This window comes from Cellulomonas pasadenensis (genome assembly GCF_047229365.1).
Lineage (GTDB): Bacteria > Actinomycetota > Actinomycetes > Actinomycetales > Cellulomonadaceae > Cellulomonas.
This window is the reverse complement of sequence record NZ_JBFTEP010000084.1, coordinates 1-15,886: the sequence shown is the minus strand read 5'-3', so window position 1 is coordinate 15,886 and position 15,886 is coordinate 1. Positions and strand designations below refer to the sequence as shown.

Sequence of the window (15,886 nt, the reverse complement as noted above, 5' to 3'; positions counted from 1 at the left end):
CGCCGGCGCCCGGCGGCGGTGCGGGCGCGGGCGCAGGTGCGGGCGCCGGCCTCGGCACGACGGCGGGCGTCCGACCCGGCACGGGGGAGTTCCCCGGCCGGCTCTCCGACACGGGTGCGGACGTGGTGTTCGCGCTGCTCGTCGGGCTCGGCCTGCTCGGCACGGGCGCCGCGGTGCTGGGCACCCGCCGCCGGCTGCGGTCGTCGGTGACGCCGGCGGCCGACTGAGACCCGTCGGGGCGCCGCGCGGGGGGCGCGGTGAGCCGACGTCGCGGGGGACGGCCCGGCACCCGCCGAGGGGGTGCCGGGCCGTCGTCGTCGGTGACACGCGCGGCTCGCCTCCTCGGCGCCGCTGGTCGACATGGTCGGATGTGCGCGTGACGGCTCACGACCTCTCCCGCGCCCTCCCCGACGTGCCGGCGGTCCGCACGAGGTGTCTGGGCCTCGCTGCGCTCGACGCCGTCCTGAGCCCGGAGTGGGAGGCGAGGTGGCACTCGTTCGACGCGCGGTGGTCCGACGACGAGGCCATGGCCTCGATGCGGAACGGCCAGGGTGACGAGTGGTCGATCGTCTTCGGACCCGCCGGTGCCTTCCTGCGCGGCTTCGACCACGAGTCGCAGATGAGTCCCTTCCGGCGTGGCGGGCGCCCGTTCCAGGGCGTGCTCGACGCGGTGCCGGAGGTCTTCGCCACCGCCGCGAGCGAACCGGCGTTCACGCTCGACGGCACGTACCTCGCGACCGTCTGCCTCTGGCGGCGGGCCGGCGACACCGCGTGGCAGGTCGGCCCCGTCCCGTACCCGCCGGGTGACGACCCCGACGGTGCCGACTTCCTCTTCGAGCTCCTCGTCGCGGACGGGCCCGGGGCGTACGTGCAGTTCGCCTCGGACTACTACGAGGTCGACCTCGCGCACCGGGACGTGGCGCACGTGCTCGCCGCCGGACCTCTGTCCGAGCCGCTCGTCCGACGCCTCAACCCCGACGTGTCACTGCGCGATCTCGAGCAGGACCTGCGGGCGATGGGCTACCCCTCGTCCGGCTGAGGCGGTGCGGGCCCGGGCCGGTCATCGCGGACCTCCGCCCGTGTCAGAGGTGACGGTTACCGTCGCGGCATGCTGGCGCTGCGGGTGGCCGTGGCCGTGGCGATCGCCGCGGCCACCGCGGTGCTGCTCGCGGTCGACCGCGAGGCGGTCGTGCCCGCCGCCTGGCGCGCCGACGCGAACCTGTGGGCGACGTGGGCCGCGGTGGTGGGCGGGTTCGTGGCGAGCGTCGACGCCGCCGTGCAGGCGCACCGCACGCGGCGCCTCGACGCCGTGCGTGCCCCCGCCGGCAAGCTGCTGCTCGCGGCGCTGTACGAGGTGCGCGACGCGACCGGGCTCGACCTCGACAACCTCGGCATCGCGCTCTACCGGCGCGGGTGGACGGGCCGGCTGCACGCGGTCGAGGCGACCCGCCGCCTGCTGAGCCCCGCGCACTCGGGCATCCGCTGGCGCGTCGGCAAGGGGGCGATCGGCTGGGCGGCGCGCACCGGCGAGGAGGTCTGCATCGACCTCGTCGAGCTCGACCGCCTCTACGAGCGGCTGGGCGACCTGCGGTGGGCGCGGCTGCCCGCGGAGGAGCGTCTCGGGCTGACCCCGCGCGACATGCGCCGCGCGCACGGCAAGTACGCGGTCGTCCTGGCGTCGCCCGTGTTCAGCGGGTCGACGGTCGTGGGCGTCGTCGCGCTCGACGTCACGAACGCCTCGAAGGCGCGGGTCTACACCGACGACGTCCGACGCGCGGCGTCCAGTGCGGCGACGGCGGTGAGTGGCATGATCGGGAGTTGAGACCGTGTCCAGGAAGGGCGGATCCGATGCCTGGTCGTGACGACCCCGACCGTGAGCAGCCCGGCCGTGCGCAGCCCGGCCGTGACGAGCGCCTCGTCACGGTCGCCCCGCCGCTCGGCAAGGGTGGCGTGACGGCGTCCTACGTCGCGCGCCTCGAGCAGCTCGGGCTGCCGCAGGCGCAGCTGCGCGAGCTGCGCGCGCGCGTCGACCACCGCCCCCGCTGACCGGGCGGGCCACCCGGCCCACCACCGCCGGGCGGGAGAACGGCGACGTGGTCGTCGTGCAGGACCACGTCGCCGTTCTCGCGCGTCGCCGACGCGGGCGGGTCAGCCCGCCGACACCGCCTCCTGGATCGTCTGGTCGCCCGCGACCAGCTCCCACTGCTTGCCGACGCTGGCCGGCCGGCTGAGCACCTCGGCGATCACGGCCGCGACGTCCGCGCGCGACACCTGCCCGCGCGGCACGCTGGTGCCGAGCAGCACGCGCCCGGTCGCCGGGCCGTCGGTCAGCCCGCCGGGACGCAGGATCGTCCACGCGAGGTCCGACTCCCGCAGCGCCGCGTCGGCGTCCCGCTTGGCCTCGACGTACGCCTTCCAGACGTCGCCCGCGTCGTCGGGCACCGGGTCGTCGACGCCGATCGCCGACACCTGGACGAACCGCTGCACGCCGGCGCGCTGCGCCCCGTCGACCGACTTCAGCGAGCCGTCGAGGTCGACCGTCTTCTTGCGGTCCGCACGCCCGTCGGCACCGGCGCCGGCCGCGAACACGACCGCGCCGACGCCGGCGAAGGCCTCGGCGAACGCGTCGGCGTCCTGCGCCTCGATGTCGAGCAGCCGCGGCTCGACACCCGGGCCGCGCAGCTCGTCCACGTGCTCCTGCGTGCGCACGAGCGGGACCACCGTGTCGCCGCGCCCGGCGAGCAGCGGGATCAGCTCGCGCGCGACCTTCCCGTGCCCGCCGACGACCGCGACGCGCATCAGGCCAGCTTCCCGCCGGTCGCGACGATGCGGTCGCCGGTCACGTAGCTGGACTCCTGCGACGCGAAGAACACGTACGCGGGCGCCATCTCGGCGGGCTGGCCGGCGCGGCCGAGGGGCGTGTCGCCGCCGAACGACTCGACCTTCTCGTCGGGCATCGTCGCCGGGATCAGCGGCGTCCAGATGGGTCCGGGGCAGACGGCGTTGACGCGGATGCCCTGCTCGGCGAGCTGCTGCGCGAGGCCCTTCGTGAAGTTCAGGATGCCGGCCTTCGTCGTGGCGTAGTCGAGCAGCGGCGGGCTCGGCTCGAACGCCTGGATGGAGCTCGTGTTGATGATCGCCGAGCCGGGCTTCAGGTGCGGCAGCGCGGCCTTGGTGATCCAGAACATCGCGTAGAGGTTCGTCTTGAAGACGCGGTCGAGCTGCTCGGTCGTGATGTCGGCGAGGCTCCCGGGCTGCGCCATCTGGTAGGCCGCGTTGTTGACGAGGATGTCGAGCCCGCCGAGCTCGTCGACGGTGCGCTGCACGAGCTCGGAGCAGAACTGCTCGTCGCGGATGTCGCCGGGGATCGCGAGGGCCGTGCGCCCGGCCTCCTCGACGAGGCGGACGGTCTCCTGCGCGTCCTCCTCCTCGTCCGGGAGGTAGACGATCGCCACGTCCGCGCCCTCGCGCGAGTACGCGATGGCGACGGCCCGGCCGATGCCGGAGTCCCCACCGGTGATGAGCGCCTTGCGGCCCTCGAGGCGGCCGGAGCCGCGGTACGTCTGCTCGCCGTGGTCCGGCTCCTTCGGCATGTCCTCCGTACGACCGGGGTGCTCGATCGTCTCGCCGGACTGGGCCTCGGGGCCGGGGTACTGGGAGCGGGGGTCCTGGTTCGTCGTCTGGTCAGCCATGCCTCCCATCGTCGGGAGCGGCCCGGCAACCCGCACGCCGAGCGGCTCCCCGGACTTCCTTCGTCCATCGAATAAAGTGGGCGGACGACGACGAGGTCGAGGGAGACGACATGACGGGCACGACGACGGGGACACGCACCACCACGACGGACGGACCGGACGTCGGCCTGCTCGACGGGTACGCCGCGGGCATGACCTGGGGCTGGACCGGCGGCGGCCGCGGCCACTGGACGGGCCCGGACGCCGACGCGTCGATGGACGCGATGGTCGAGCGGCTCGGCGTCACGTGGGCCACCCTCGCCTTCTCCGCCCTCCAGGACACCGCGCAGTCCACGACGATCGCGTGGCGGGAGGCCCCCACGCCGACCGACGACGAGATCCGCGCCGGCATCCGCGCGGCGAAGGAGCGCGGCCTGAAGGTGTGCCTCAAGCCCGTCGTCAACGTCCGCAACGGCACGTGGCGTGCCCACATCAGCTTCTTCGACGTGGACGTGCCGTGCGAGCCGACGTGGGGCGAGTGGTTCGCCGCGTACACCGAGTTCCAGGTGCACCACGCCCGCATCGCCGCCGAGGAGCGCGTCGAGATGTTCTGCGTCGGCTGCGAGATGGTGCAGACCGACCGCCGCGAGGACGAGTGGCGCGCGCTCGTCGCCGCCGTGCGCGAGGTCTACCCGGGACTCGTCACGTACAACTGCGACAAGTACCAGGAGACGAACGTCCGCTGGTGGGACGCCGTCGACGTCGTCTCCTCGTCCGGCTACTACCCGGTGGACGACTGGGAGGCGCAGCTCGACCGCATCGAGGCGGTCGTGCGACGCGTCGGCAAGCCGTTCGTCTTCCTCGAGGCCGGGTGCCCCAGCCGGACGGGCTCGCCCGCGCTGCCGAACGACTGGGCGCTGCCAGGGGAGCCGTCGGGGGAGGCGCAGCGCGAGTGGTACGAGGCCGCGTTCGCGGCGTGCGCGCGGCGCGACTGGGTCGGCGGCTTCATGCTCTGGGACTGGCCGACGCGCCTGTACGCCGAGGCCGACGCCGCCGCGAACGACGACTACTGCCCGTACGGCAAGCCCGCCGAGGCGGTGATCCGCGCGGCGTACGCGGAGGGCGTCGCGCGGCGCGCGGGGTGACGGCGGGTCAGTCGGCGGCGCTGCCGGTCGTGCCGTCGGCACGCCGCCGGCGGCCGAGCGCGAAGCCGCCCGCGGCGCCGACCAGCAGCACGCCCAGCACCACCAGCGCGGCACCGAGCCGCCACGGCGCCGGGCTCGGCGCGTACACCGTCTCGCTCAGGGGCGTGTAGGCGAACCACCCGAACGACACCGTCCCCGTGCGCATGCGCAGCACCCCCGCCACGGCCGTCCCCGCGCCGAGCAGGGCCGCCACGACCGTCCACGTGCGCTCGCGCCTCGTCACGGGGAGATCCTGCCCGTCCGGGAGGTCCCGGGTCACGCGCCGCGCGGGTCCGTGGGTGCCCCTCGACGCGCACGCCCGCGCGGGCCACGCTGGAGGTCCGGCGCGACCGTGCGCCGGACGGGGGAGGGGGCGGTCGTGCAGATCCGGTTCGTCGCAGGGTTCGGGCCCGTCACGCAGGACGCGGAGGCGGCCGGTGCGTTCTGGGCCGACGCGCTGGGCATCCGCTTCCGGGAGGCGGCACCCGGGTACTTCGCCAACGACTCCCTCGCGGGCGTCGGCACCTTCGCCCGGTGGCCGCTCACGCAGGTCGCCGAGGCGACGTTCGGCTCGCCGGACTGGCCCGTCGAGCACCCGGTGCCGCAGGCGTGGCTCGAGCTCGACGTGGCCTCCGCGCAGGAGGTCGCCGACGCGGTCGCCGAGCTGCGCGCCGCCGGTCACGAGGTCCTCGTCGACGCCCACGACGAGCCGTGGGGCCAGACCGCGGCACGCGTGCAGAGCCCGGAGGGGGTGCTGGTCGGCATCACCTACACGCCGTGGATGCACCAGCGCTGACGGGCCTCAGACGAGGCGCTGCTCGATCCGCGACGCGTCGGCGGTGTGCGTCACGCGGGCGAGCGCGCCGTTGACGAGCGCCAGGTGCGGCGGGACGTGGCCGCAGTCGACGTCGGCGACGACCGGGATGCCGAGGTCGCCGAGGGCGTGCCGCGCCGCGTCGTGGTGCGTGTACCCGGGGGCCTCCGTGCCGCGCGTCCGTCCCAGCAGCACCGCGGTCGCGTGGTCGAACCAGCCGGCGTACCGCAGCCCGAAGAGACGGCGCGTGACCTCCGCGACGTCGGAGCCGGCCGACTCGAGGTAGACGACGAGCCCCTCGGGCGCGTGCTCGCGCGCGAACCGGTCGACGTCGCCGTACGGCGTCCCCGCCAGGTGCGTCACCGTCTCCAGGCAGCCGCCCACGAGCCGGCCGGTCACGTCGACGTCACCGTCCCCGTCGACCCGCGTCCACCCGCCCGGCGTGCCGAGGTCGAGCTCGTCGACGCCCGGGTCGGTGGCCCAGTCGTCGAACCCGTCCGCCCGGTACGCGGGTGCGGCACCCTGCACGAGCACCGCGCCGGCGGGCGCGGCGGCCACCTCGTGCCACGCGAGCATCGGCGCGGGGACCCGGTACGGGGTGTCCATGAGGTTCTGCCCGTGCAGCGTCGCGACGCCGGTGCGCAGCGTCAGCGGCAGCAGCAGGGTCGAGACGTCGGAGAAGCCGACGAGCCACGTCGGGTCGGCCGCGAGCGCGTCCCAGTCCAGCCGGTGCAGCAGGTCGATGGCGATCTCCCCGCCCCACGGCGGCACGACCGCCCGCACGTCGGGGTCCGTGAGCAGCGCCGTCAGCTCCGCGGCCCGGACGTCGGGCGGGGCGCTCGCGAGGCCGTCGACGTCCATGGCCTCGCCGACGCGCGTCCGGAACCCGAGGTCGCGGACGCGGTCGAGCGCGACGGCGAGCCGCGGGCGCAGGTCCGCCGGGACGCCCGCGGACGGCGACGTCACGCCGACGACGTCGCCGGCGACGAGGGGACGCGGGTACCGGATCACGGGGACAGTGTGCCGACCCCGCGGCGCCGTCGTGGCGCGTCGCGGAAACGGCGCGACCGGCGCGCGCACGCCGTGGGACCGTGTGGCGCCGCCGGGCCCGCCGGCGCCCCGACATTAGGAGTCCCATGTTCGCCGGCGTGAGCGCCTTCCCCCTCAGCCCGTTCGCCGCCGACGGCGTCGACGTGGACGCGCTCGGCCGCCTGGTGTCGGCCGCCGTCGCCGCCGGGGTCGACTCGGTCGGCGTGCTGGGGTCGACGGGCGTCGGGCCGTACCTGACGCGGGACGAGCGGCGACGCCTGGTCGCGCGGGCGGTCGCCGCGGCGGGCGACGTGCCGGTGCTCGCGGGCGTCGGGACGCTGCGGACGTCTGACGTGCTGGCGCACGCGCAGGACGCGGCCGACGCCGGCGCGGCGGGGCTGCTGCTCGTGCCCGTGTCGTACCAGCCGCTCACCGACGACGAGGTCGTCGGCCTCTACGCCGACGTCACCGCGCGCGTGCCGCTGCCGCTCGTCGTGTACGAGAACCGCCGGACGACCTCGGTGGCGTTCACGGACGACCTGCTCGCGCGCGTCACGGCGCTGCCGCACGTCGCGGCCGTGAAGGTGCCGGGCGCGCCGGGGGACGTCGCCGCGGTGCGCGACCGCCTCGCGCACCTGCGCACGCTCGTGCCCGCGCACGTCGGGGTCGGGATGTCCGGCGACGCGTTCGCGGCGACCGCGCTCGCGGCCGGGGCCGACACGTGGTGGTCGGTGCTCGCGGGCGTCCTGCCGGTGACGGCCGTGCGGCTGGCGCGGGCGGCGCGCGACGGGGACGCGGCGACGGTCGCGGCGCTCACCGACGCGCTCGCGCCGCTGCTCGCGGTCGTCGGCGAGCGCGGCGGCGTGCGGGTGGCGGCGGCGCTGGCCGAGCACCGGGGACTCGTCGCCGGGCCGTGCCTGCCAAGGCCGCTGCTCGGGCTGGACCCGGCGGAGCGGGCGACGGTCGTCGCCGCGGCGGAGGCCGCCGAACGGGTCTGACGGAGCGGGTCGGACGAGGCAGGTCCGACGGGCGCGTCCGTCCCCTCGCTGCCCCGACCCCTGCGGGTTCCGGGGCACACCACACCGTGGGGCACGATGGGTGCTCGCCCCCCGACCCGAGGAGCCCGCGCATGCCCACGTCCGCCGACCGCACCGGACGCGTCTTCGCCGTCGTCGCCCTCGTGGAGGCGTGCACGTGGGCGGGCCTGCTCGTGGGGATGGTCCTCAAGCACGTCACGCACACGACGGAGCTGGGGGTCGCGGTGTTCGGGCGGCTGCACGGCGGCGCGTTCCTCGTCTACGTGGCCGTCGCGCTGGTGGCCGCGGTGCGGCTGCGGTGGCCGTGGTGGGTGACGGGTCTCGCGCTCGCGGCGGCGGTCCCGCCGCTGGTCACGCTGCCGCTGGAGCGGTGGCTGCGCCGCACGGGCCGCCTCGCGCGGCCGGTCGCGACCACGTCGGACGACGGCGACGCGACGCGCGCGACGACGCCCGTCGGCGCCTGAGCCGCGCGCCGGCGGCCGTGGCGCTGTCGGTGCCGGCACGTAGCCTCGCCGTGTGATCCTGCTCGACGACGGCACCCTGACGTACTCCGCGAGCGACCTGACGGCCGCGGCGGAGTGCGAGTTCGCCGTGCTCCGGGCGCTCGACGCGCGGCTGGGCCGGGGGCCCGCGGTCGTGACGGACGCGGACGCGATGCTCGCGCGCGTGTCCCACCTGGGCGACGAGCACGAGCGGCGGGTGCTGGCGCAGCTGGTCGACCGGTACGGCGTGTGGCGCCCGGGCGCCGGCGGCGGCGTCGCCGCGGTGCCGCGTCCGCGGGACCCGGAGTCGCGCGCCGACCTCGAGGCCGCGCAGGTCACGACGCTCGACCGGGTCGCCGGCGGTGCGGACGTGCTGCACCAGGCGGCGTTCTTCGACGGCCGCTTCGTGGGCCGCGCCGACTTCGTGGTCCGCGAACCCGGTCCCGACGGCGACGCGTGGAGCGTGCGGGACGCCAAGCTGGCGCGCAACGCGCAGCCGACCGCGCTGCTGCAGGTCGCCGCGTACGCCGACCAGCTCGACCGCGCCGGGCTGCGGGTCGCGCGCGACGTGGTGCTCGTGCTGGGCGACGGCGCCACCGCGACGCACGCCGTGAGCGACCTCGTCCCGGTCTACCGGGAGCGCCGCGCGCGGCTCGAGGAGCTGCTCGACGCCCACCGCGCCGGGTCCGCGCCCGTCGCCTGGGGCGCCCCCGACGTCGTCGCGTGCGGCCGCTGCGCGCTGTGCGTCGCCGAGCTCGAGGCCCGCCGCGACCCCACGCTCGCCGCGGGGGTGTACGAGCGGCAGCGGGCGCTGCTCGCCGCCGCCGGCATCACGACGGTCGACGCCCTCGCCGCGGCCCCCGACGACCTCGCGGTCGACGGGCTGAGCCCCGCGCAGGTGCAGCGGATGCTGCGCCAGGCCCGCCTGCACGTCGAGCTCGAGGCCCGCAACGCCGACCCGGCGCACCCCACCGACGTCCCGTGGGCCGTGCCGCACCCCGACCGCGTCGCCGCGATCCTCCCGCCGCCGAGCCCGGGCGACGTGTTCTTCGACTTCGAGGGCGACCCGCTCTGGTACGACGCCGCGCTCGCCGGCGAGCCCGACGCGTGGGGCCTGGAGTACCTGTTCGGCGTCGTCGAGGCGCCGGAGGCCGACGGCGCCGAGCCGCGGTTCGTGCCGTTCTGGGCGCACGACCGCCGGCAGGAGAAGGAGGCGCTGCGGGCGTTCCTCGACTACCTCGCCGAGCGCCGCCGCCGGTACCCCGACCTGCACGTCTACCACTACGCCGCGTACGAGAAGGTCGCGCTGCTGCGGCTCGCCGGGCGGCACGGCGAGGGCGAGGCGGAGGTCGACGGGCTGCTGCGCGAGGGCGTCCTCGTCGACCTGTACGCGGCCGTGCGCGCCGGCGTGCAGACGGGTCAGCGGTCGTACTCGCTGAAGAAGCTCGAGCCGCTGTACATGGCGCAGGGCCGGGGCGACGGCGTCACGAATGCCGCGGACTCGATCGTCGAGTACGCCGAGGCGGTCGCGGCGCGCGACGCCGGGCGCGGCGACGAGTGGCGGGCGCGCATCGACGCGATCGCCGAGTACAACCGCTACGACTGCCTCTCGACGCTCGGTCTGCGCGACTGGCTGCTCGCCCGGATCGGCGAGGTCGGGCTCGCGCCGCAGCGCGCCGCCGTGCTCGACGAGGAGGCCGCCGCGCGTGCCGCCGAGCTGGGCGAGGCGGACCCGCTCGAGGACGGCCTGATGGCGGTCGCCGGGCCCGGGCCGGGGGAGGGCGTCGTGCGGCCCCCCGGCCGGCAGGCCGTCGCGCTCGTGGCCGCCGCGCTGCGCTACCACCAGCGCGAGGACAAGCCGTACTGGTGGGGGCACTTCGACCGGCTCTCCGCGCACCCGTCCGACTGGGCGGAGCGCCGCAACGTGCTGATCGCCGACGACGTCGAGGTGCTGCAGGAGTGGGCGGTCCCCGCCGGGCGGCAGGTGCCGCGCCGCGTGCTGCGGATGGTCGGGAGGCTCGAGCCGGGCAGCGACCTCCGCGCCGGCGCCCGCGCGGTGGGCCTCTACGACGCGCCGGTGCCCGACTGCATGAAGACCACGCCGGACAGCCCGCGCGGCTGGTGCGACCGCATGACGGTGCTCGAGGTGACGGCCGTCGAGCGGGGCGGCCGCGTGCGGGACGCGCTCGTCGTCGAGGAGACGCGGCCGAAGGTGTCCGACGCCTTCGACGCGCTGCCCATGGCGCTCGCGCCGGCGGCACCCATCGGCACGCAGCCCCTGCGCACGGCGATCCGCGCGCTCGCGGAGGACGTCGCGACGGCGGTCGGCGTGCGCGTCGACGCCGTGCAGGTCGAGGCCGTGCCGACCGACGCGGTGGCGAGCGACGCGGTGGCGGGCGTCGACGTGCCGACCGACGCGGTGCCGACCGACGAGGCGGGCGACGTGCGGGTGCCGGCACGTGCCGTGCTCGACCTGGCCCGGCGCGTCCCACCGCGCACGCGCTCCGGCGCGCCCATCCCGCCGCTCGACGACCCCGCCGACGCGGTGGACGTGCTCACGCGCGCGCTGCTCGACCTCGACGACTCGTACGTCGCCGTGCAGGGCCCGCCCGGCACGGGCAAGACGTACACGGGGGCGCGCGTCGTCGCGGGACTCGTCGCGCGCGGGTGGCGCGTCGGCGTGGTCGCGCAGTCGCACGCGGTGGTCGAGAACATGCTGCGGGGCCTCGCCGGCGCGGGCGTCCCCGCCGACGCGATGGCGAAGAAGGCGCCCGGCGCCTCCGACGGCCGCACCGCCGACCCCGAGGCGCCGTGGACGTGGGTGCCCGACAAGGGCTTCGGCGCGTTCTGGGCGGCCCACCCCGGCGGCGCCGCCGGCACCGGCGCGGTGCTGGGCGGCACCGCGTGGGACCTCGCGAACGCCAACCGGCTGCCCGAGCGCCCGCTCGACCTGCTCGTCGTCGACGAGGCGGGGCAGCTGGCGCTCGCCACGACGTTCGCCGTGGCGGGCGCCGCCCGCAACCTCCTGCTGCTGGGCGATCCGCAGCAGCTGCCGCAGGTCAGCCAGGGCACGCACCCCGAGCCGGTCGACCGCTCCGCCCTCGGGTGGCTCACCGACGGGCACGACACCCTGCCGCCCGCGCTCGGCTACTTCCTGCCCGTCACGCACCGCATGCACCCCGCGCTGTGCGCCGCGGTGTCGACGCTGTCCTACGAGGGCCGGCTCGAGGCGGCATCCGCCGCGGCGGACCGCCACCTCGACGGCGTCGCTCCCGGCGTGCACGGCGTGCTCGTCGAGCACACGGGCAACGCGGTCCGCTCGCTCGAGGAGGCCGACGCCGTCGTGCGCGTCGTCCGCGACCTCGTCGGCCGCACGTGGCGCGACCCGTCCGCGGACGCGCGCCCGCTCACGGCGGACGACGTCCTCGTCGTCGCCCCGTACAACGCGCAGGTGTTCACCGTCCGGCAGGCGCTCGACGCGGCCGGCCTCACCGGCACGCGCGTCGGCACGGTCGACAAGTTCCAGGGCCAGGAGGCGCCCGTCGTCGTCGTCACCACCGCGGCGTCGTCGCCCGCGCAGGTGCCGCGCGGCCTCGACTTCCTGCTCGACCGGAACCGGCTCAACGTGGCGGTCTCGCGCGGGCAGTGGGCGGCGTTCGTCGTGCGCAGCACCCGGCTCACGCACACGCTGCCGCGGCGGGCGGAGACGCTCGAGCGCCTCGGCGCGTTCATCGGCCTCACCACGCGCAGCGTCGTGGCGGTGCCCGGGCCGGCCGGCGCCTTGCTGCCGCACCCGCACGAGCGCCCCCACACTGACCAGCACCCCCACGCGGACCAGCACCCGCACGCGGACCCGCACCGCGGGGAGGCGCCCACCCCCGACGCTGCCCGCGCGCCCGCCCCCGCCGCGACGTAGCGTCGACAGGGTCCACGACCCGACCGACGCGCCCGACCGCGCCGCCCCACCGAGCCGACGACCGCGCCGCCGACGGCGCCCCGGTCGGCGGCGGGCCCGCGGACCGGCACGTCGCCCGACCGTCCGGAGATGGTGCCCGTGCCGTCCGACCGCCCGCTCGTCCTCGTCCTGCACGGCGCCCGCGGCGACCTGTCGCGGCGCATGGTGATCCCCGCGCTCGCCACCCTCGACGCGCGCGGCCTGCTGCCCGAGCGCTGGTCGCTCGTCGGCACCGGCCGCAAGGACCTCGACGTCGAGGAGTTCCGCGACGTCGTGCGCGAGTCCCTCGACGAGTTCGGCGACGACGAGTCCCGCCACGCGCTCGACGACGTCCTCGAGCACGTCGCCTGGTGCCGCGACGTCAGCCAGGAGGAGGACGACCCCGGCACGCTGCCCGACGCGCTCGCCGACCTGCGCGAGCACCTCACCGGCGACCGCGACGGCGACGTGCTCGTCATCCACTACCTCGCGGTGCCGCCCGAGTCGTTCGTGCCGCTCACGCGTGCGCTGGGCCGGCACGGCCTCGCCGAGGGCGTCCGCATCGTCTACGAGAAGCCGTACGGCACGTCCCCGGGGTCGTTCCGCGAGCTCGACGCCGTCGTGCACGAGGTCTTCGACGAGGAGCAGGTCTTCCGCATCGACCACTTCCTCGGCAAGGAGGCGACGCAGAACCTGCACGTGTCCCGGTTCGCCAACGAGCTCATCGGCGGCGCGTGGGACCGCCACCACGTCGCGCAGGTGCAGATCGACGTCCCCGAGACGCTCGACGTGGACCAGCGCGCCGAGTTCTACGACGCCACCGGCGCGGCGCTCGACATGCTCGTCACCCACCTGTTCCAGGTCGCCGCGCAGGTCGCCATGGACCCGCCGGCGGGCCTGCACGCCGACGACCTCGCCCGGGCGCGCGAGGACGTCATCGCGTCGTTCCGGCCGCTCGACCCGCACGAGGACGTCGTCCTCGGCCAGTTCGAGGGGTACCGCGACATCGAGGGCGTCGCGGACGGGTCGACCGTCGACACGTACGTCGCCGCGCGCCTGTGGGTCGACACGGACCGCTGGCGGGGCGTGCCGTTCCTGCTGCGCACCGGCAAGCAGATGGCGGGCTCGGCGCAGCAGGTCACGCTCGTCCTGCGCGCGCCCGACCACCTGTTCGGCGAGGAGGTCGGCCCCAACCGGCTCGAGGTGTCGCTCAAGGGCGGCGGCGAGGTGCGGCTCGTGACCACCGTGAAGAAGCCGGGGCCGCACCTGGAGCTCACGACCGGTACGGTGCGGCTCTCGCTCGACGACGTGCCGGGCACGTCCCTGCCGCCCTACGCGGGGCTGCTCCAGGACGTGCTCGTCGGGGACCGCACCCTCTTCACCACACCCGCGGGCCTCGACGCGGCGTGGCGGGCGTTCGAGCCGCTGCTCGGCGACGACCGGCCCGACCCGGTCCCGTACGCGCGCGGCTCGTGGGGACCCGACGCGGCCCGCCGCCTGGCGGAGCCGCACGGGTGGGTGCTGGGCGAGTGACCACGACCGACGAGCGCGAGGACGGACCGGTGGACGAGCGGGTGGACGTGCAGGTGGACACGCAGGTGCAGGAGCACGACGCGCAGGACGCGCCGGCGCCGGACGGCCCGGTCGACGTGGCCGCCGAGCTGGAGGCGGCCGGCAGCGTCGAGGAGGCGTTCGACCGCGTCCGCGAGCGGCTGCACGCCGAGGAGGCGCGCCTCGCCGCGGAGCTCGAGCGCAACGACCGCGAGGCCCGGGCGGTCGTCGACGCGACCGTCGCCGCCGTCAAGGACGACCTCGCGACGCAGGCCGACCGCGTGCGCGCCGCGATCGCGGAGCAGCGCGAGGCCGTCGTCGAGGAGGCCGGGCGGATGAGCGCGGAGCTGGACGCACAGGCCGACGCGGAGGCGCACGCCACCGACGGCGCGGTCGACGGCGAGGCGCGGGCGACGGACGACGCGGTCGACGGCGGCGGCGTCGAGCACGCGACCACCGGCGGCGACGACGAGCCGACGGGCACGGAGGTCACCGTCGAGGACGGCGAGGTCACCGAGGTGCGCACGGAGGACGGTGACGCCGACGCGGCGCCGGACGCCGACCGGCGCGCCTGAGGCGTCGCCCGTCGTGCGCGGCGCCGGCGCTCAGGTGGCGTCGCGCACGACGACGGTGTGCACGGCCTTGTCCGCGAACGTCTGCCGCCTGGCGTCCCACAGGGGCCAGAGGTAGCCGACGTAGAGCACCAGGTTGTCGAGCACGTGGGCGACGTCGCGGACGAGACACATCCACACCCCGGGCGGGGTGCCGGTCTCCTCGAGCACGACCCGCAGCCCCATCGCCTGCTTGCCGAGCGAGCGGCCGGTCCGTGCGACGCGCACCCACCGGTTCCAGCCGTGCAGCCCCCAGGCGAGCGCGAGGCCCACGAGCAGCACGGTGACGCCGGTGCCCGTCGGCTGCGGCGTCGGGTTGCCGTAGCGGTCGACGCCGGGCACGGCGGTGGCCATGGCGACGGCGTACGCCGTGCCGTACGGCACGAGCGGCACGAGGGAGTCGAGGAGGTTCGCGACCACGCGGTGCGCCCAGCCGGCGTACTCCCCGCCCGCTGCCGTACCGGCCGGTGGCCAGGCGGTGCCCCAGGCCCCACCGGTGACGCCGGGTGCGGTGCCCCGTGCGCCACCCGGGGATGCAGCGCCCCAGTTGGTACCCGAGGGTGCACCGCCCCACGCCCCGCCCGCGGCCGCCGGTGCCTGCCACGCCGGCTCGGCCGCCGCGACGGCGCCCGGACCCACGGCGAGGGGTGCGCCCGGCGTCCACGAGGTGCCGGCCGCGACGGGCACGGCGACGGGCACGGCGGCCGGCGGCGGGGGCGTGGCCGCGACCGGCCGCGTGTGCGCGGTCCAGTCGGTGCCGTCGAACCAGCGCTCGACGCCCGGCGTCACGCCGTCGTCGTACCAGTCGGCCGGGGGGCCGTCAGGGGTCGTCATGGCGTGCGTATCGGCACGCGCCGCCACCCGATTGAGCGATGCGCGGAGGGCGTCGGCCACCGCCGGCGCCGCCGCCCGGGTCACGCCTCGAGCGACTCCCCGGTGCGCTCCGGCAGCGCGAGGGCACCCGACGCGGCGACGACGAACACGGCCGCGAAGACGGCGAACAGCAGCGTGGTGCCACCGGCCTCGCGCAGGGGCGGCACGGCGAGCGGCGCGAGGATCGACGCGGTCCGCCCGACGCCCGCGGCCCAGCCGGCGCCGGTGGTGCGCACGCGCGTGGGGTAGAGCTCGGGCGTGACGGCGTAGAGGGCGCCCCACGCGCCGAGGTTGAAGAACGAGAGCAGCAGGCCGGCGCCGACGACCGCGACGTCGCCCGACGCCACCGCGAACAGCCCGGCCGCGACGGCCGACCCGGCGAGGAACGCCGCGAGGGTGCGCCGGCGGCCCCACGTCTCGACGAGCACCGCCGCGACCGCGTACCCGGGCAGCTGCCCGAGCGTGATGATCAGCGTGTACCCGAACGACCGGACGAGCGTGCTGCCGTCCGCGACCAGCAGCGACGGCAGCCAGATGAACGCGCCGTAGTACGAGAAGTTCACGGTGAACCACACCAGCCACAGCGCCGCCGTGCGCCGGCGCAGGTCGGGCGCCCACAGGGCGGCGACGCGCGTGCGGGCAGCCGGTGCGGTGGCGACGTCGGCCGGCGCGTCGGCGGGCACGTCGACCGGTGCGGCGG

The 15,886-nt window shown here is 76.6% G+C and carries 17 protein-coding genes; 11 read left to right on the top strand and 6 right to left on the bottom strand.

Annotation, left to right across the window (positions count from 1 at the left end; translation table 11 throughout):
* From AB6N23_RS12395 to AB6N23_RS12380, 4 genes are all read left to right on the top strand, one after another.
* A partial coding sequence (locus AB6N23_RS12395) for an LPXTG cell wall anchor domain-containing protein (protein WP_412866359.1) occupies positions 1-227 on the top strand: 227 nt, incomplete at its 5' end.
* 149 nt (positions 228-376) lie between these two features.
* Positions 377-1,039 (top strand): hypothetical protein, encoded by a 663-nt coding sequence (locus tag AB6N23_RS12390; RefSeq protein ID WP_412866358.1) that lies wholly within the window; start codon positions 377-379, stop codon positions 1,037-1,039.
* Between the two features lie 69 nt (positions 1,040-1,108).
* Positions 1,109-1,822: a GAF domain-containing protein gene (locus AB6N23_RS12385; protein ID WP_412866357.1), complete on the top strand. Its 714-nt coding sequence runs from the start codon at positions 1,109-1,111 to the stop codon at positions 1,820-1,822.
* 26 nt (positions 1,823-1,848) lie between these two features.
* On the top strand, positions 1,849-2,046 hold the full coding sequence (locus AB6N23_RS12380; RefSeq protein ID WP_412866356.1) for a hypothetical protein: 198 nt from the start codon (positions 1,849-1,851) through the stop codon (positions 2,044-2,046).
* A gap of 102 nt (positions 2,047-2,148) precedes the next feature.
* Here the strand turns inward: AB6N23_RS12380 and AB6N23_RS12375 are convergent, their stop codons facing one another.
* Both AB6N23_RS12375 and AB6N23_RS12370 read right to left on the bottom strand, forming a co-directional pair.
* Positions 2,149-2,799, bottom strand: a complete 651-nt coding sequence (locus AB6N23_RS12375) for an SDR family oxidoreductase (protein ID WP_412866355.1) — start codon at positions 2,797-2,799, stop codon at positions 2,149-2,151.
* Complete coding sequence (locus AB6N23_RS12370; RefSeq protein ID WP_412866354.1) at positions 2,799-3,692, bottom strand: SDR family oxidoreductase; 894 nt, start codon at positions 3,690-3,692, stop codon at positions 2,799-2,801. The genes AB6N23_RS12375 and AB6N23_RS12370 overlap by 1 nt, the downstream gene beginning before the upstream one ends.
* Positions 3,693-3,802: 110 nt before the next feature.
* Between AB6N23_RS12370 and AB6N23_RS12365 the strand changes: the two genes are divergently transcribed.
* Positions 3,803-4,816: a glycoside hydrolase family 113 gene (locus tag AB6N23_RS12365; protein ID WP_412866353.1), complete on the top strand. Its 1,014-nt coding sequence runs from the start codon at positions 3,803-3,805 to the stop codon at positions 4,814-4,816.
* A 7-nt stretch (positions 4,817-4,823) separates the two neighbouring features.
* On the opposite strand, the gene AB6N23_RS12360 is transcribed toward AB6N23_RS12365, so the two are convergent.
* Positions 4,824-5,099: a hypothetical protein gene (locus AB6N23_RS12360; RefSeq protein ID WP_412866352.1), complete on the bottom strand. Its 276-nt coding sequence runs from the start codon at positions 5,097-5,099 to the stop codon at positions 4,824-4,826.
* Between the two features lie 135 nt (positions 5,100-5,234).
* Between AB6N23_RS12360 and AB6N23_RS12355 the strand changes: the two genes are divergently transcribed.
* A complete protein-coding gene (locus tag AB6N23_RS12355; protein WP_412866351.1) occupies positions 5,235-5,651 on the top strand; it encodes a VOC family protein in 417 nt (138 codons plus the stop codon).
* A gap of 6 nt (positions 5,652-5,657) precedes the next feature.
* On the opposite strand, the gene AB6N23_RS12350 is transcribed toward AB6N23_RS12355, so the two are convergent.
* On the bottom strand, positions 5,658-6,680 hold the full coding sequence (locus tag AB6N23_RS12350) for a S66 family peptidase (protein ID WP_412866350.1): 1,023 nt from the start codon (positions 6,678-6,680) through the stop codon (positions 5,658-5,660).
* A gap of 137 nt (positions 6,681-6,817) precedes the next feature.
* Here AB6N23_RS12350 and AB6N23_RS12345 point away from each other — a divergent pair, with 137 nt between their 5' ends.
* The 5 genes from AB6N23_RS12345 (at position 6,818) to AB6N23_RS12325 (ending at position 14,277) form a co-directional block, all read left to right on the top strand.
* Positions 6,818-7,696, top strand: coding sequence for a dihydrodipicolinate synthase family protein (locus tag AB6N23_RS12345; RefSeq protein WP_412866349.1), 879 nt, complete (start codon positions 6,818-6,820; stop codon positions 7,694-7,696).
* A gap of 131 nt (positions 7,697-7,827) precedes the next feature.
* Positions 7,828-8,199: a DUF3817 domain-containing protein gene (locus AB6N23_RS12340; RefSeq protein ID WP_412866348.1), complete on the top strand. Its 372-nt coding sequence runs from the start codon at positions 7,828-7,830 to the stop codon at positions 8,197-8,199.
* 52 nt (positions 8,200-8,251) lie between these two features.
* Positions 8,252-12,133, top strand: a complete 3,882-nt coding sequence (locus AB6N23_RS12335) for a TM0106 family RecB-like putative nuclease (RefSeq protein WP_412866347.1) — start codon at positions 8,252-8,254, stop codon at positions 12,131-12,133.
* 138 nt (positions 12,134-12,271) lie between these two features.
* On the top strand, positions 12,272-13,684 hold the full coding sequence (locus AB6N23_RS12330) for a glucose-6-phosphate dehydrogenase (RefSeq protein ID WP_412866346.1): 1,413 nt from the start codon (positions 12,272-12,274) through the stop codon (positions 13,682-13,684).
* A complete protein-coding gene (locus AB6N23_RS12325; RefSeq protein ID WP_412866345.1) occupies positions 13,681-14,277 on the top strand; it encodes a hypothetical protein in 597 nt (198 codons plus the stop codon). Before AB6N23_RS12330 ends, AB6N23_RS12325 begins: the two co-directional genes overlap by 4 nt.
* A gap of 30 nt (positions 14,278-14,307) precedes the next feature.
* Here AB6N23_RS12325 and AB6N23_RS12320 read toward each other — a convergent pair whose 3' ends face one another.
* Positions 14,308-15,147 (bottom strand): RDD family protein, encoded by an 840-nt coding sequence (locus AB6N23_RS12320; protein ID WP_412866344.1) that lies wholly within the window; start codon positions 15,145-15,147, stop codon positions 14,308-14,310.
* An 80-nt stretch (positions 15,148-15,227) separates the two neighbouring features.
* The coding region (locus tag AB6N23_RS12315) for an MFS transporter (protein ID WP_412866343.1) at positions 15,228-15,886 on the bottom strand (659 nt) is incomplete at its 5' end.

Coding starts and splice junctions, on each gene's coding strand:
- AB6N23_RS12365 (WP_412866353.1), top strand. CDS start 3,803: ATGACGGGCACGACGACGGGGACACGCACCACCACGACGGACGGACCG.
- AB6N23_RS12320 (WP_412866344.1), bottom strand. CDS start 15,147: ATGACGACCCCTGACGGCCCCCCGGCCGACTGGTACGACGACGGCGTG.
- AB6N23_RS12340 (WP_412866348.1), top strand. CDS start 7,828: ATGCCCACGTCCGCCGACCGCACCGGACGCGTCTTCGCCGTCGTCGCC.
- AB6N23_RS12370 (WP_412866354.1), bottom strand. CDS start 3,692: ATGGCTGACCAGACGACGAACCAGGACCCCCGCTCCCAGTACCCCGGC.
- AB6N23_RS12375 (WP_412866355.1), bottom strand. CDS start 2,799: ATGCGCGTCGCGGTCGTCGGCGGGCACGGGAAGGTCGCGCGCGAGCTG.
- AB6N23_RS12385 (WP_412866357.1), top strand. CDS start 1,109: ATGCTGGCGCTGCGGGTGGCCGTGGCCGTGGCGATCGCCGCGGCCACC.
- AB6N23_RS12380 (WP_412866356.1), top strand. CDS start 1,849: ATGCCTGGTCGTGACGACCCCGACCGTGAGCAGCCCGGCCGTGCGCAG.